The sequence below is a fragment of the Mycolicibacterium fallax genome, from assembly GCF_010726955.1.
Lineage (GTDB): Bacteria > Actinomycetota > Actinomycetes > Mycobacteriales > Mycobacteriaceae > Mycobacterium > Mycobacterium fallax.
Window position 1 is genome coordinate 583,237 of record NZ_AP022603.1, and the last position, 13,186, is coordinate 596,422.

Consider the following 13,186-nt stretch of genomic DNA (forward strand, 5'->3'; position numbering starts at 1 on the left):
GGTTACTGAGGGTAGCGAGTACCCTCGGCGGTCGTGACACCTTCCCGGCGACGCGTCATGTTGGCCGAGCTGCTCGCCGACCGTGATCTGGACGCGCTGCTGGTCAGCGACCTGATCAACGTCCGGTACCTGTCCGGGTTCACCGGCTCCAACGCCGCGCTGCTGGTGTACGCCGACGGCAGGCCCGCGGTGCTGGCCACCGACGGCCGGTACCGCACCCAGGCCGCCCGGCAGGCGCCGGAGCTGGAAATCGTCATCGAGCGGGCCTGCGGCCGCGCGCTGGCCGCCCGCGCCGCCGACGCCGGCGCGCACCGACTCGGCTTCGAGTCGCATGTGCTGACCGTCGACGCCCACGACGCGCTGGCCTGCGCGCTGTCGGACACCCCGGCGCTGCTGACCCGGTCGGCCGGGCTCGTCGAGGGGCTGCGCGAGGTCAAGGATGACGGCGAGATCGCCCTGCTGGCCGCCGCCTGCGCGGCCGCCGACGCCGCGCTGACCGCCCTGATCGACGACGGGGCGCTGCGGCCCGGCCGCACCGAACGCCAGGTCCGCAACGACCTGGAGGCGCTGCTGCTCGCGCACGGCGCCGACGGCCCGTCGTTTGAGACCATCGTCGCGGCCGGCGCCAACTCGGCGATCCCGCATCATCGGCCCACCGACGCGGTGCTGGCCGCCGGGGACTTCGTCAAGATCGACTTCGGCGCGGTGGTCGGCGGCTACCACTCGGACATGACCCGCACCCTGGTGCTCGGCCGACCCGCCGACTGGCAGCGCGAGATCTACCACCTGGTCGCCGACGCCCAGCGGGCCGGCCTGCGGGCCCTGGCGGTCGGTGCGGCGCTGGCCGAGGTGGACGCCGCCGCGCGCGGGGTGATCACCGAGGCCGGCTACGGCGAGATGTTCGGGCACGGCCTCGGGCACGGGGTGGGCCTGCAGATCCACGAAGCGCCGGGAATCAACGCCAGCGCCGCCGGTACACTGCTTGCTGGCTCCGCGGTGACCGTGGAGCCCGGTGTCTACCTGCCCGGCCGGGGCGGTGTCCGGATCGAGGACACGCTGGTCGTGGTCGGCGGCCAGCGTGACGCCCCCGAACTACTCACGCGGTTCCCCAAGGAACTGCGGAGTCTTTGATCAAGGAGTTTTCCTGTGGCATCGACTGCCGACTTCAAGAACGGCCTGGTCCTGAAAATCGACGGCCAGCTGTGGCAGATCATCGAGTTTCAGCACGTCAAGCCCGGCAAGGGTCCGGCGTTCGTGCGCACCAAGCTCAAGAACGTGGTGTCCGGCAAGACCGTCGACAAGACCTACAACGCCGGGGTGAAGGTGGAGACCGCCACCGTCGACCGCCGCGACGCCACCTATCTGTACCGCGACGGCGTGGACTTCGTGTTCATGGATTCCGAGGACTACGAGCAGCACATGCTGGGGGAGGCGCTGGTCGGCGACGCGGCGAGCTTCCTGCTGGAGAGCATGCCGGTGCAGATCGCGTTCAACGAGGGCCTGCCGCTGTACCTGGAGCTGCCGGTGTCGGTGGAGCTGGTGGTCACCCACACCGAGCCCGGCCTGCAGGGCGACCGGTCCAGCGCGGGCACCAAGCCCGCCACCATGGAGACCGGCGCCGACATCCAGGTGCCGCTGTTCATCAACACCGGCGACAAGCTGAAGGTCGACACCCGCGACGGAAGTTATCTGGGCCGGGTGAATGGCTGAGAAACGTCCGGTCCGGGGGCGTCACGCCGCCCGGAAACGGGCCGTCGACCTGCTGTTCGAGGCGGAGGCCCGCGGCCTGAGCGCGGCCGAGGTGGCGGCGTCCCGGGCGAAGCTGGCCCGCTCGCAGCCCGACGTCACCCCGCTGGCCGACTACACCGTCGTCGTCGCCGACGGGGTCACCGAGCACGCCGCGCACCTCGACGACCTGATCTCCTCGCATCTGCAGGGCTGGTCGCTGGAGCGGCTGCCCGCGGTGGACCGCGCCATCCTGCGGGTCGCGGTGTGGGAGCTGCTGCACGCCGTCGACGTGCCCGAGCCGGTCGCCGTCGACGAGGCGGTGAAGCTCGCCAAGGAGCTGTCCACCGATGAATCGCCGGCCTTCATCAACGGCGTGCTGGGCCAGGTGATGCTGGTGACGCCGCAGATCCGGGCGGCTTCCGGCGTTGTCCGGGCACCCGCGGGCGAGACCGACTAGGGTTTGGGCAGCAAACACCGACAACGAGGGGCGATCACCATGGCTTTCAATCCCAAGGACGCGATCCAGTCGGCCAAGGACATCGCCACCTACGCCGTCGAGATGTCCGGCGACATCGCCGAAAACGCCGTGGAGATCCTCAAGGGCAACGTCACCGAGGGCGCGTCCAACATCGTGCAGGACTCCCTCGACATCGCCGGGCACTCGGTGCAGAAGGCCGGCGAGATCATCACCGGTCGCCCGGACGACGAGGACGCCGCCGAGTAATTTCGGCGGTCACGCCCGCATCGACGCGACCTCGGATCTCACCCCGCGGCCACCTTGTGGACCGCGCTACTCCACAGGGCGAGGCGGGATGAAGTGTGCGGGGCTGTGGCAGTGGTTAGCGTCGGCGGATGGTGTCGAGCACGCACGAGGCGCTGGTGGAGCTGATCCGTCAGCGGCCGGGGTTTGCGGTGCAATTGCTGACCGAAGTGGCAGGCGTCGCGGTCCCGGAATACTCAAGCGTGGAGCAGGGGTCGCCGGATCTGTCGCAGGCGGTTCCGGCGGAGTATCGCGCCGACGAGGTCATCACCGTGCGCGACGGGGCGAGGGCGGTGTTGGGGGTGATCGCCGAGGTTCAGTTGCATATTGATCTCGATAAACGGTTCAGCTGGCCGGCGTATCTGGTCGCGTTGCGCAACCGTCTGCGGGCTCCGGCGGTGCTGCTGGTCATCGCTACCAGTGAGAAGGTTGCCCGCTGGGCGGCCAAGCCCATCGAGCTGGGTGCCGGTTCGGTGGTCGCGCCAATCGTGATGGGACCGGGTGTGATTCCGGTGATCACCGATCCGGTGGTGGCTCGGGCGGGGCCGGAGTTGGCCATGCTCTCCGCGATGTCACACCCGGAGGACCTTGGAGTTCTCGACGCCTTGTTGGCGACGTTCACCTCCGATATTGAGCACAACACTCTGTACGCTGATCTTGTATGGACTCTGCTGCCCGCAGCAGCCCGGACCTACCTGGAGCACCGCATGGCCACGACGTCCACCTGGCAGTACCAAAGTCCATTCGCCCGCAAGTACTTCGGTGAAGGGAAGGCCGAAGGGAAGGCCGAGGACGTCCTCACTGTCGTTTCGGCTCGCGGTATCGCAGTCCCCGACGACGCCCGTGATCGCATCACCGCCTGCACGGACCCCGAACAGCTCAGCGCCTGGCTGATCAACGCCGTCACCGCCACAGAGATCGACGACGTCTTCCGCTGAGGGCATCAGTGCCGCCGCGCACCCATCGCCGGCGCAGCTGGCGTGTTTTTGGCTCAGGTCGTCCGGGTGCACCTGCGGCCGCTACTTGGCGGGCAGCATGACGACCTCGTAGACCTGTTCGGGCTCAGGTCAGCCGAAGACCTCGGTCGCCGTGGTGGCGGTGGCGGCCTTGACCAGCCAGTCGGCGAGCTGCTCGGTGTCGGTGCAGGACGTGATTCGGGTGCGGATGTCCGCCGGAACGGCGATGCCGCGCGCGGTCAGGACGGCCAGCAGCGCATTGGCCTCGCCCCGTGCCTCGCCCCGTGCGTAGGCGATGTCGGCGAAGTCGGTTTTGTACTGGTGGGCGGCGGTTGTCATGAGGTGCTCCAAATACTCAGACCCCGGGTCAGGCAGGGTGGCCCGTAGTAGATCAATGTAAAGCGCGTGTCCGGATTCGTCGGAGGTGAAGGCGGCGAACACTGCGTCGAGGACAGCGTGCCGGTCGGGGTGGATCAGCGCCGAGAGCACGCAGCTGTGCCAGCGTGCGGGTTTGTCCGGGTCGGGCCGGCGTTGGACTTCGGCGACCAACCCGAGGATGGGAACGCCAGTGCGGGGTTGCGGCGGCCGCTACAGCTCCAGCGCCCGATAGGTCCGCCGGACGAACTTGGGCTGCGCGCTGCGCAGCGAGGCCAGCGAGGTGTTCCCGGCGACCGCGGCCGCCGCGGCGTCCGGGGACAGGTCCGGCGCGTTCTGGATCAGGTAGATCAGGATCAGCTCCGCCGACGGGTCGGCCTGCCACCAGGTGCCGTAGGCGCCCGGCCAGCTGAAGGTGCCCGCCCCGCCCGGCCCGAACAGCGGCGCCGAGCGGGCCGGGTCGGTCACCACCGACAGGTTCAGCCCGAAGCCCCGCCCGATCCAGAACGGCATGCCCAGAAACGGCACCCGCTTCTGCTCGGCGGTCAGCCGGTCGGTGCGCATCGCCGTCACCGACTCCTCGCTCAGCACCCGCACCCCGTCGACGCTGCCGCCGCCGAGCAGCATCCGGGCGAACCGCAGGTAGTCGTCGGCCGTCGACCACAGCCCGGCGCCACCCTGGCAGAACGGCGGCGCCGCGATCGGCGGGGGACCCATCACGTCGTCGCGCAGGGTGTTGTCGGGCCGCAGCGCGTACATGGTGGCGGCCCGCCGGCGCGCGGCCGGGGTCAGGAAGAACCCGGTGTCGGTCATGCCGAGCGGGCCAAGCACCGTCTCGGTGAGCACCTCCGGCAGTGGCCGGCCCAGGATCCGCGACGCCACGATGCCGAGCACGTCGGTGGCGTGACTGTAGGTCAGCTGCTGGCCGGGCTGATGCACCAGCGGCAGCCGGGCCAGTTCGGCCAGCCAGTGGTCGGCGTCCTGGCGCAGCGGCAGCCGGGCGTAGGCGCGGGCCAGCGGGCCGGGCACCGAGAACTGGTAGGCCAGCCCGGAGCGGTGCGTCATCAGATCGTCGACGGTGATCGGCCGCCGGGCCGGCACCGTCTGGTCCAGCGGCCCGGCCGGGTCGGCCAGCACCGTCATGTCGGCGAACTCCGGCAGCCAGCGGGTGATCGGGTCGGTCAGCCGCAGCAGGCCCCGCTCGACCAGCGTCATCACCGCGGCGACCGTCACCGGCTTGGTCATCGACGCAATCCGGAACACCGTGTCGCGGGTCATCGGCAGCCCCGCGCCGACGTCGCGGTGGCCGATCTCGTTGACCTGCAGGACTTCTCCGCGCCGCCACACCAGGGTCACCGCGCCGGACAGCAGCCCGTCGTCGCAGGCCGCCCGGATCGGTGCGGCATTGCCATCGAGGTTCACGGCGCCCACCCTACGGCGCCCACCCGATGGTGCTCACCGTCGCTGCCGGCTGCTAGGCTGACCGGCTGTAAGACATCCTTTAACGATCCGTCCCGAGAGGCGGAGAAGGAGGTCAGATCCCGTCGTGGGCGCCTCGCAACCCGACCGCGAACTGATGTCGCCGGCCGATGTCACCCGGACCATCGCGCGGATCGCGCATCAGATCATCGAAAAGACCGCGCTGGACGCCACCGACGCCGCCCGCGTCGTGCTGCTGGGCATCCCGACCCGCGGCACCGACCTGTCCCGACGGCTGGCCGCCAACATCACCGAGTTCTCCGGGGTGACGGTCGGCTGCGGTTCGCTGGACATCACCCTCTACCGCGACGACCTGAACACCAAGCCGCCGCGGCCGCTGGAGGACACCTCGATTCCCGAGGGCGGCGTCGACGACGCGCTGGTCATCCTGGTCGACGACGTGCTCTACTCCGGTCGCAGCGTGCGCGCCGCGCTGGACGCGCTGCGCGACATCGGCCGGCCCCGGGCGGTGCAGCTGGCGGTGCTGGTCGACCGCGGTCACCGGGAACTGCCGATCCGCGCCGACTACGTCGGCAAGAACGTCCCGACCTCCCGCGCCGAGAACGTCCAGGTGCTGTTCACCGAGCACGACGGCCGCGACGCGGTGCTGATCGCGCCGCAGGGCGGTCCGCAGCGATGAAACACCTGCTCTCCGCCGCGGAACTGTCCCGCGACGACGCCACCGCGATCCTCGATGACGCCGACCGGTTCGGCCAGGCGCTGCTGGGCCGCGAGGTCAAGAAGCTGCCGACGCTGCGCGGACGCACCGTCATCACGATGTTCTACGAGAACTCCACCCGCACCCGGGTGTCCTTCGAGGTGGCCGGCAAGTGGATGAGCGCCGACGTGATCAACGTCAGCGCCTCGGGTTCCTCGGTGGCCAAGGGCGAGTCGCTGCGCGACACCGCGCTGACGCTGCGCGCCGCCGGCGCCGACGCGCTGATCATCCGCCATCCCGCCTCCGGGGCCGCCGCGCAGCTGGCCGCCTGGACCGCCGAACCCGGCGGCGCCGGACCGGCGGTGATCAACGCCGGCGACGGCACCCACGAACACCCGACCCAGGCGCTGCTCGACGCGCTGACCATCCGGCAGCGCCTCGGCGGCATCGAGGGCCGTCGCGTCGTCATCGTCGGCGACGTGCTGCATTCCCGGGTGGCCCGCTCCAATGTGGCGCTGCTTTCCACCCTCGGCGCCGAGGTGGTGCTGGTCGCCCCGCCCACCCTGCTGCCGGTCGGGGTCCGGCAGTGGCCGGTCACGGTGTCCCACGACCTGGACGCCGAGCTGCCGGCCGCCGACGCGGTGATGATGCTGCGGGTGCAGGCCGAGCGGATGAACGGCGGGTTCTTCCCGTCGGCGCGGGAGTACTCGATCGGCTACGGGCTCTCGGCGGACCGCCAGGCGATGCTCGGCGAGGACGCGGTGGTGCTGCACCCCGGCCCGATGCTGCGCGGCATGGAGATCGCCCACTCGGTGGCCGACTCCCCGCGGGCGGCGGTCCTGCAACAGGTGACCAACGGTGTGCACGTGCGGATGGCGGTGCTGTTCCATCTGCTCGTCGGCGCCGATCAGGAGGCAAACATATGAGCCAGCCAGTCAACCCGGTGCTGATCCGCGGGGTCCGGCGCTACGGCGCGGGCGAGCAGGTCGACGTGCTGGTCGACGACGGCCAGATCGCCGCGATCGGTGCCGAGCTGAGCGCGCCGGCCGGCGCCGAGGTGATCGAGGCGGCCGGCCAGGTGCTGCTGCCCGGGTTCGTCGACCTGCACACCCACCTGCGCGAACCGGGCCGCGAGGACACCGAGACCATCGCCACCGGCTCGGCCGCCGCCGCGCTCGGCGGCTACACCGCGGTGTTCGCGATGGCCAACACCGATCCGGTGGCCGACTCCCCGGTGGTCACCGAGCACGTCTGGGCCCGCGGCCAGCAGGTCGGCCTGGTCGACGTGCATCCGGTCGGCGCGGTCACCGTCGGGCTGGCCGGGAAGCAACTCACCGAGATGGGCCTGATGGCCCGCGGTGCCGGGCGGGTCCGGATGTTCTCCGACGACGGCAAGTGCGTGCACGACCCGCTGGTGATGCGCCGGGCGCTGGAGTACGCCACCGGGCTGGGCGTGCTGATCGCCCAGCACGCCGAGGAACCTCGGCTGACCGAAGGCGCCGTCGCGCACGAGGGCCCGACCGCCGCCCGGCTGGGCCTGGCGGGCTGGCCGCGCGCGGCCGAGGAGTCCATCGTGGCCCGCGACGCGCTGCTGGCCCGGGACGCCGGCGCCCGGGTGCACATCTGCCACGCCTCCACCGCCGGGACCGTCGAGATCCTGAAATGGGCCAAGGCGCAAGGAATTTCCATCACCGCCGAGGTGACCCCGCATCACCTGCTGCTCGACGACAGCCGGCTGGAGGGCTACGACGGGGTGAACCGGGTGAACCCGCCGCTGCGGGAGGTCTCCGACACCCTGGCGCTGCGGGCGGCGCTGGCCGACGGGGTGATCGACGCGGTCGCCACCGACCACGCCCCGCACGCCGCCCAGGAGAAGTGCTGCGAGTTCTCCCAGGCCCGCCCCGGCATGCTGGGTCTGCAGACCGCGCTGTCGGTGGTCGCCGAGACGATGGTCGCCCCCGGCCTGCTGGACTGGCGCGGGGTGGCCAAGGTGATGAGCGAGAACCCCGCCGCCATCGCCGGGCTGCCCGATCAGGGCCGCCCGCTGGAGGTCGGGGAGCCGGCCAACCTGACCGTGGTGGACCCCGACGCGCGCTGGACGGTCCGCGGACCGGAGCTGGTCAGCAAGTCCGAGAACACCCCCTACGAGGCGATGACCCTGCCGGCGACGGTCACCGCGACGCTGCTGCGCGGTGTGATCACCGCGCGCGACGGGCGCATCGTCGGCCCCGCGGCGGGCGCCGAGTGAACACCCCAACCCTGATCGGCTCGCTGGTCTTCGCCGCCGTGCTGGCGGTGTTGGTCGCGGTGCTGATCCGGCAGATGGTGCGCGGCTGGCGGCATCGCGCGCAGCGCCAGCTGTCGCTGATCGGCCGGCTGCCGGAGCTGCCCGACACCGTCGGGGCGGCGCTGCTCGGCCCGACCACCGGCATGTACGTGGGCAGCACCCTGGCGCCGAGCTGGCTGGACCGGATCGCCGTCGGCGACCTGGGCTACCGCTCCAAGGCGGTGCTGACCCGCTACCCCGAGGGCATCATGCTGCAGCGCAGCGGTGCCACCCCGATCTGGATTCCCGACGACGCGGTCGTGGCAATCCGAACCGAACGCGGGCACGCCGGCAAGGCCATGCCCGTCGACGGCATTCTCGCGATCCGGTGGCGGCTGCCGTCGGGCACCGAGATCGACAGCGGATTCCGCGGCGATGACCACCGCGTGTACGAAACCTGGACCCGAAAGGAAAACGGATGAGCGGCAACAGGCGCGCCGTGCTGGTGTTGGAGGACGGCCGGACCTTCACCGGATCGGCCTTCGGCGCGGTGGGGCAGACCCTCGGCGAGGTGGTGTTCAGCACCGCCATGTCGGGCTACCAGGAGACCCTGACCGACCCCAGCTACCACCGCCAGATCGTGGTCGCGACGGCCCCGCAGATCGGCAACACCGGCTGGAACGACGAGGACAACGAGAGCCGCGGGGAGCGGATCTGGGTGGCCGGCTACGCGGTGCGCGACCCGTCGCCGCGGGCGTCGAACTGGCGCGCCACCGGCAGCCTGCCGGACCAGCTGGTCAGCCAGGGTGTCGTCGGGATCGCCGAGATCGACACCCGGGCGCTGGTCCGGCACCTGCGCACCCGCGGTTCGATGAAGGCCGGGATCTTCTCCGGCGCCGCCCTGGAGGGCGCCGCCGGCCCGGACGAGCTGCTGGCCCGGGTCCGCGATCAGGACGCCATGCTCGGTGCGAACCTGTCGGCCGAGGTCAGCACCGACGAGCCCTACGTCGTCGAACCCGTCGGGGCGCACCGGTTCACCGTCGCCGCGCTGGACCTGGGCATCAAGGCCAACACCCCGCGGATGCTGGCGATGCGCGGCATCCGCACCCTGGTGCTGCCGTCCTCGGCGGGTTTTGACGCCATCACCGAGCTGGCCCCGGACGGGGTGTTCCTGTCCAACGGGCCCGGCGACCCGGCCACCGCCGACGCCGCGGTGGCGCTGACCGGCGAGGTGATCTCCGCCGGAATCCCGCTGTTCGGCATCTGTTTCGGCAACCAGATCCTGGGTCGGGCGCTGGGCCTGTCGACCTACAAGATGACCTTCGGGCACCGGGGCATCAACATCCCGGTCATCGATCACGCCACCGGCCGGGTCGCGATCACCTCGCAGAACCACGGCTTCGCCCTGGAGGGGGAGGCCGGCCAGGAGTTCGACACCCCGTTCGGCCGCGGCGTGGTCAGCCACACCTGCGCCAACGACGGTGTGGTGGAAGGGGTTCGGCTGCTCGACGGCCGGGCCTACTCGGTGCAGTACCACCCCGAGGCGGCGGCCGGCCCGCACGATGCCGAGAACCTGTTCGATCAATTCGTCGTCCTGATGGAGAACCGCTGATGCCGCGTCGCACCGACCTCAAGCACATCCTGGTGATCGGCTCCGGGCCGATCGTGATCGGGCAAGCCTGCGAATTCGACTATTCCGGCACCCAGGCCTGCCGGGTGCTGCGCGCCGAGGGCATGCAGGTCACCCTGGTGAACTCCAATCCGGCGACCATCATGACCGACCCGGAGTACGCCGACCACACCTACGTCGAGCCGATCACCCCGGACTTCGTCGAGCGGGTGATCGCCCAGCAGGCCGAGCGCGGCAACAAGATTGACGCGCTGCTGGCCACCCTGGGCGGGCAGACCGCGCTGAACACCGCCGTCGCCCTGCACGACAACGGGGTGCTGGAGCGCTACGACATCGAGCTGATCGGCGCGGACTTCGAGGCCATTCAGCGCGGCGAGGATCGGCAGAAGTTCAAGGACATCGTCGCGAAGGTGGGCGGCGAATCCGCCCGCTCGCGGGTCTGTTTCACCATGGCTGAGGTGCGCGAGACGGTCGCCGAACTCGGCCTGCCGGTGGTGGTGCGGCCGTCGTTCACCATGGGCGGGCTGGGCTCGGGCATGGCGACCAGCGTGGCCGACGTCGAGCGGATGGCGGGGGAGGGGCTGGCCGCCTCACCGAGCGCCAACGTGCTGATCGAGGAATCGATCTACGGCTGGAAGGAATTCGAGCTCGAGCTGATGCGCGACGGCAACGACAACGTCGTGGTGGTCTGCTCGATCGAGAACTTCGACCCGATGGGCGTGCACACCGGCGACTCGGTGACCGTCGCGCCGGCAATGACCCTGACCGACCGCGAGTTCCAGGAGATGCGCAGCCTGGGCATCGCGATCCTGCGCGAGGTCGGCGTGGACACCGGCGGCTGCAACATCCAGTTCGCCGTCGACCCGCGCGACGGCCGGCTGATCGTCATCGAGATGAACCCGCGGGTGTCGCGGTCCTCGGCGCTGGCGTCCAAGGCCACCGGGTTCCCGATCGCCAAGATCGCCGCCCGGCTGGCGATCGGCTACACCCTCGACGAGATCGTCAACGACATCACCAAGAAGACCCCGGCCTGCTTCGAGCCGACGCTGGACTACGTCGTCGTCAAGGCGCCGCGGTTCGCGTTCGAGAAGTTCCCCGGCGCCGACGGCACGCTGACCACCACGATGAAGTCGGTCGGCGAGGCGATGTCGTTGGGCCGCAACTTCATCGAGGCGCTCGGCAAGGTGATGCGGTCGCTGGAGACCAAGCGCGCCGGGTTCTGGACCGGGCCGGACCCGGACGGCCCGGATGCCGCGCTGGAGGCCACCCTGACCCGGCTGCAGACGCCGACCGACGGCCGGCTCTACGACATCGAGTACGCGCTGCGGATCGGCGGCACCGTCGAGCAGGTCGCCACCGCCTCCGGGGTGGACCCGTGGTTCGTCGAGCAGATCGCCACCCTGGTGACGCTGCGCGCCGAACTGCTCGGGGCGCCGGTGCTTTCCGAGGAGTTGCTGCGCCGCGCCAAGCACAGCGGGCTGTCCGACGAGCAGATCGCGGTGCTGCGCCCGGAACTGGCCGGCGAGGCCGGGGTGCGCACGCTGCGCCGGCGGCTCGGGGTGCGCCCGGTGTACAAGACGGTGGACACCTGCGCCGCGGAGTTCGAGGCCACCACGCCGTACCACTACAGCAGCTACGAGCTGGACCCGGCGGCCGAGACCGAGGTGGCCCCGCAGGACCAGCGTCCCAAGGTGCTGATCCTGGGCTCGGGCCCGAACCGGATCGGCCAGGGCATCGAGTTCGACTACAGCTGCGTGCACGCCGCCACCACGCTCAGTGCGGCCGGGTTCGAGACCATCATGGTCAACTGCAACCCGGAGACCGTCTCGACCGACTACGACACCGCCGACCGGCTGTACTTCGAGCCGCTCACCTTCGAGGACGTGCTGGAGGTGTACCAGGCCGAATCCGATTCCGGCGCAGGCGGTCCCGGCGTGGTCGGGGTCATCGTGCAGCTGGGCGGGCAGACCCCGCTGGGGCTGGCGCACCGGCTGGAGGCCGCCGGGGTGCCGATCGTCGGCACCAGTCCGGCGGCGATCGACCTGGCCGAGGACCGCGGCGCGTTCGGCGAGGTGCTCACCACCGCTGGGCTGCCCGCGCCGCAGTTCGGCACCGCCACCACCTTCGATCAGGCCCGCCGGATCGCCGCCGACATCGGCTACCCGGTGCTGGTCCGGCCGTCCTACGTGCTGGGCGGGCGCGGCATGGAGATCGTCTACGACGAGGAAACCCTGGCCGGCTACATCACCCGGGCCACCGAGCTGTCCCCGGAGCATCCGGTGCTGGTCGACCGGTTCCTGGAGGACGCCATCGAGATCGACGTCGACGCGCTGTGCGACGGCACCGAGGTGTACATCGGCGGCGTGATGGAGCACATCGAGGAGGCCGGCATCCACTCCGGCGATTCGGCGTGCGCGTTGCCGCCGGTCACCCTGGGCCGCACCGACATTGCCGCGGTGCGCCGGGCCACCGAGGCGATCGCGGCGGGCATCGGGGTGGTCGGGCTGCTCAATGTGCAGTACGCGCTCAAGGACGACGTGCTCTACGTGCTGGAGGCCAACCCGCGGGCCAGCCGCACCGTGCCGTTCGTGTCCAAGGCCACCGCCGTGCCGCTGGCCAAGGCCTGCGCCCGGGTGATGCTGGGTGCCAGCATCGCCGAGCTGCGCGCCGAGGGGCTGCTGGCCGCCACCGGTGACGGGGCGAGCCCGTCGCCGCGGGTGCCGATCGCGGTCAAGGAGGCGGTGCTGCCGTTCCACCGGTTCCGCCGCGCCGACGGCTCGGGGGTCGACTCACTGCTGGGCCCGGAGATGAAGTCCACCGGCGAGGTGATGGGCATCGACGCCGACTTCGGCAGCGCGTTCGCCAAGAGCCAGACCGCGGCCTACGGTTCGCTGCCGGCCGACGGCACGGTGTTCGTGTCGGTCGCCAACCGGGACAAGCGTTCGCTGGTCTTCCCGGTGAAGCGGCTGGCCGACCTGGGCTTCCGGATCCTGGCAACCGAGGGCACCGCGGAAATGCTGCGCCGCAACGGGATTCCCTGCGACGAGGTGCGCAAGCACTTCCAGGAGGCCACCCCGGACCGGCCGGCGCGCTCGGCGGTGGAGATCATCCGGGCCGGCGATGTCGACATGGTGATCAACACCCCGTACGGCAACTCCGGCCCGCGCATCGACGGCTACGAGATCCGCTCGGCGGCCGTCCAGATGAACATTCCGTGCATCACCACCGTGCAGGGCGCCTCGGCGGCGGTGCAGGGCATCGAGGCCGGCATCCGCGGCGACATCGGGGTCCGCTCGCTGCAGGACCTGCACAGCGCGCTGGAGGGCTGAGGTGG

13 protein-coding genes are annotated in these 13,186 nt (G+C 70.9%); 11 read left to right on the forward strand and 2 right to left on the reverse strand.

Translation table 11 applies throughout. The features are described 5' to 3' along the window. The first annotated feature begins 33 nt into the window (after nt 1-33). From G6N10_RS02825 to G6N10_RS02845, 5 genes are all read left to right on the forward strand, one after another. Nucleotides 34-1,131: an aminopeptidase P family protein gene (locus G6N10_RS02825; RefSeq protein ID WP_085094079.1), complete on the forward strand. Its 1,098-nt coding sequence runs from the start codon at nt 34-36 to the stop codon at nt 1,129-1,131. Nucleotides 1,132-1,146: 15 nt separating this feature from the next. Then, nucleotides 1,147-1,710 carry an elongation factor P gene (gene efp / locus G6N10_RS02830; protein WP_085094081.1) on the forward strand — a complete coding sequence of 188 codons (564 nt, stop codon included), beginning with the start codon at nt 1,147-1,149 and terminating at the stop codon, nt 1,708-1,710. Further along, nucleotides 1,703-2,185, forward strand: coding sequence for a transcription antitermination factor NusB (gene nusB, locus G6N10_RS02835; RefSeq protein ID WP_085094083.1), 483 nt, complete (start codon nt 1,703-1,705; stop codon nt 2,183-2,185). Before efp ends, nusB begins: the two co-directional genes overlap by 8 nt. A gap of 39 nt (nt 2,186-2,224) precedes the next feature. Beyond that, on the forward strand, nt 2,225-2,452 hold the full coding sequence (locus tag G6N10_RS02840; RefSeq protein ID WP_085094085.1) for an Rv1893 family protein: 228 nt from the start codon (nt 2,225-2,227) through the stop codon (nt 2,450-2,452). 128 nt (nt 2,453-2,580) lie between these two features. Beyond that, a complete protein-coding gene (locus G6N10_RS02845) occupies nt 2,581-3,426 on the forward strand; it encodes a hypothetical protein (RefSeq protein ID WP_085094087.1) in 846 nt (281 codons plus the stop codon). A 129-nt stretch (nt 3,427-3,555) separates the two neighbouring features. Here the strand turns inward: G6N10_RS02845 and G6N10_RS02850 are convergent, their stop codons facing one another. Together G6N10_RS02850 and G6N10_RS02855 are read right to left on the reverse strand one after the other, a co-directional pair. Further along, nucleotides 3,556-3,993 carry a hypothetical protein gene (locus tag G6N10_RS02850; protein WP_163742176.1) on the reverse strand — a complete coding sequence of 146 codons (438 nt, stop codon included), beginning with the start codon at nt 3,991-3,993 and terminating at the stop codon, nt 3,556-3,558. A 39-nt stretch (nt 3,994-4,032) separates the two neighbouring features. After that, nucleotides 4,033-5,241, reverse strand: a complete 1,209-nt coding sequence (locus G6N10_RS02855; RefSeq protein WP_085094118.1) for a serine hydrolase domain-containing protein — start codon at nt 5,239-5,241, stop codon at nt 4,033-4,035. Between the two features lie 124 nt (nt 5,242-5,365). Between G6N10_RS02855 and pyrR the strand changes: the two genes are divergently transcribed. Genes pyrR through carB form a run of 6 tightly spaced genes read left to right on the forward strand, consistent with a single transcriptional unit; the run spans nt 5,366 to nt 13,181 of the window. Beyond that, nucleotides 5,366-5,938 (forward strand): bifunctional pyr operon transcriptional regulator/uracil phosphoribosyltransferase PyrR, encoded by a 573-nt coding sequence (pyrR, locus tag G6N10_RS02860; protein ID WP_085094091.1) that lies wholly within the window; start codon nt 5,366-5,368, stop codon nt 5,936-5,938. Beyond that, a complete protein-coding gene (locus G6N10_RS02865) occupies nt 5,935-6,882 on the forward strand; it encodes an aspartate carbamoyltransferase catalytic subunit (protein ID WP_085094093.1) in 948 nt (315 codons plus the stop codon). Before pyrR ends, G6N10_RS02865 begins: the two co-directional genes overlap by 4 nt. After that, the gene (locus tag G6N10_RS02870; RefSeq protein WP_085094095.1) at nt 6,879-8,204 is read left to right on the forward strand and encodes a dihydroorotase; all 1,326 of its coding nucleotides are present in this window, start codon (nt 6,879-6,881) and stop codon (nt 8,202-8,204) included. The genes G6N10_RS02865 and G6N10_RS02870 overlap by 4 nt, the downstream gene beginning before the upstream one ends. After that, nucleotides 8,201-8,704: a PH-like domain-containing protein gene (locus tag G6N10_RS02875; protein WP_085094097.1), complete on the forward strand. Its 504-nt coding sequence runs from the start codon at nt 8,201-8,203 to the stop codon at nt 8,702-8,704. Before G6N10_RS02870 ends, G6N10_RS02875 begins: the two co-directional genes overlap by 4 nt. After that, on the forward strand, nt 8,701-9,834 hold the full coding sequence (gene carA, locus G6N10_RS02880; protein ID WP_085094099.1) for a glutamine-hydrolyzing carbamoyl-phosphate synthase small subunit: 1,134 nt from the start codon (nt 8,701-8,703) through the stop codon (nt 9,832-9,834). Before G6N10_RS02875 ends, carA begins: the two co-directional genes overlap by 4 nt. Next, nucleotides 9,834-13,181 carry a carbamoyl-phosphate synthase large subunit gene (gene carB, locus G6N10_RS02885; protein ID WP_085094101.1) on the forward strand — a complete coding sequence of 1,116 codons (3,348 nt, stop codon included), beginning with the start codon at nt 9,834-9,836 and terminating at the stop codon, nt 13,179-13,181. The genes carA and carB overlap by 1 nt, the downstream gene beginning before the upstream one ends. Nucleotides 13,182-13,186: the final 5 nt, after the last annotated feature.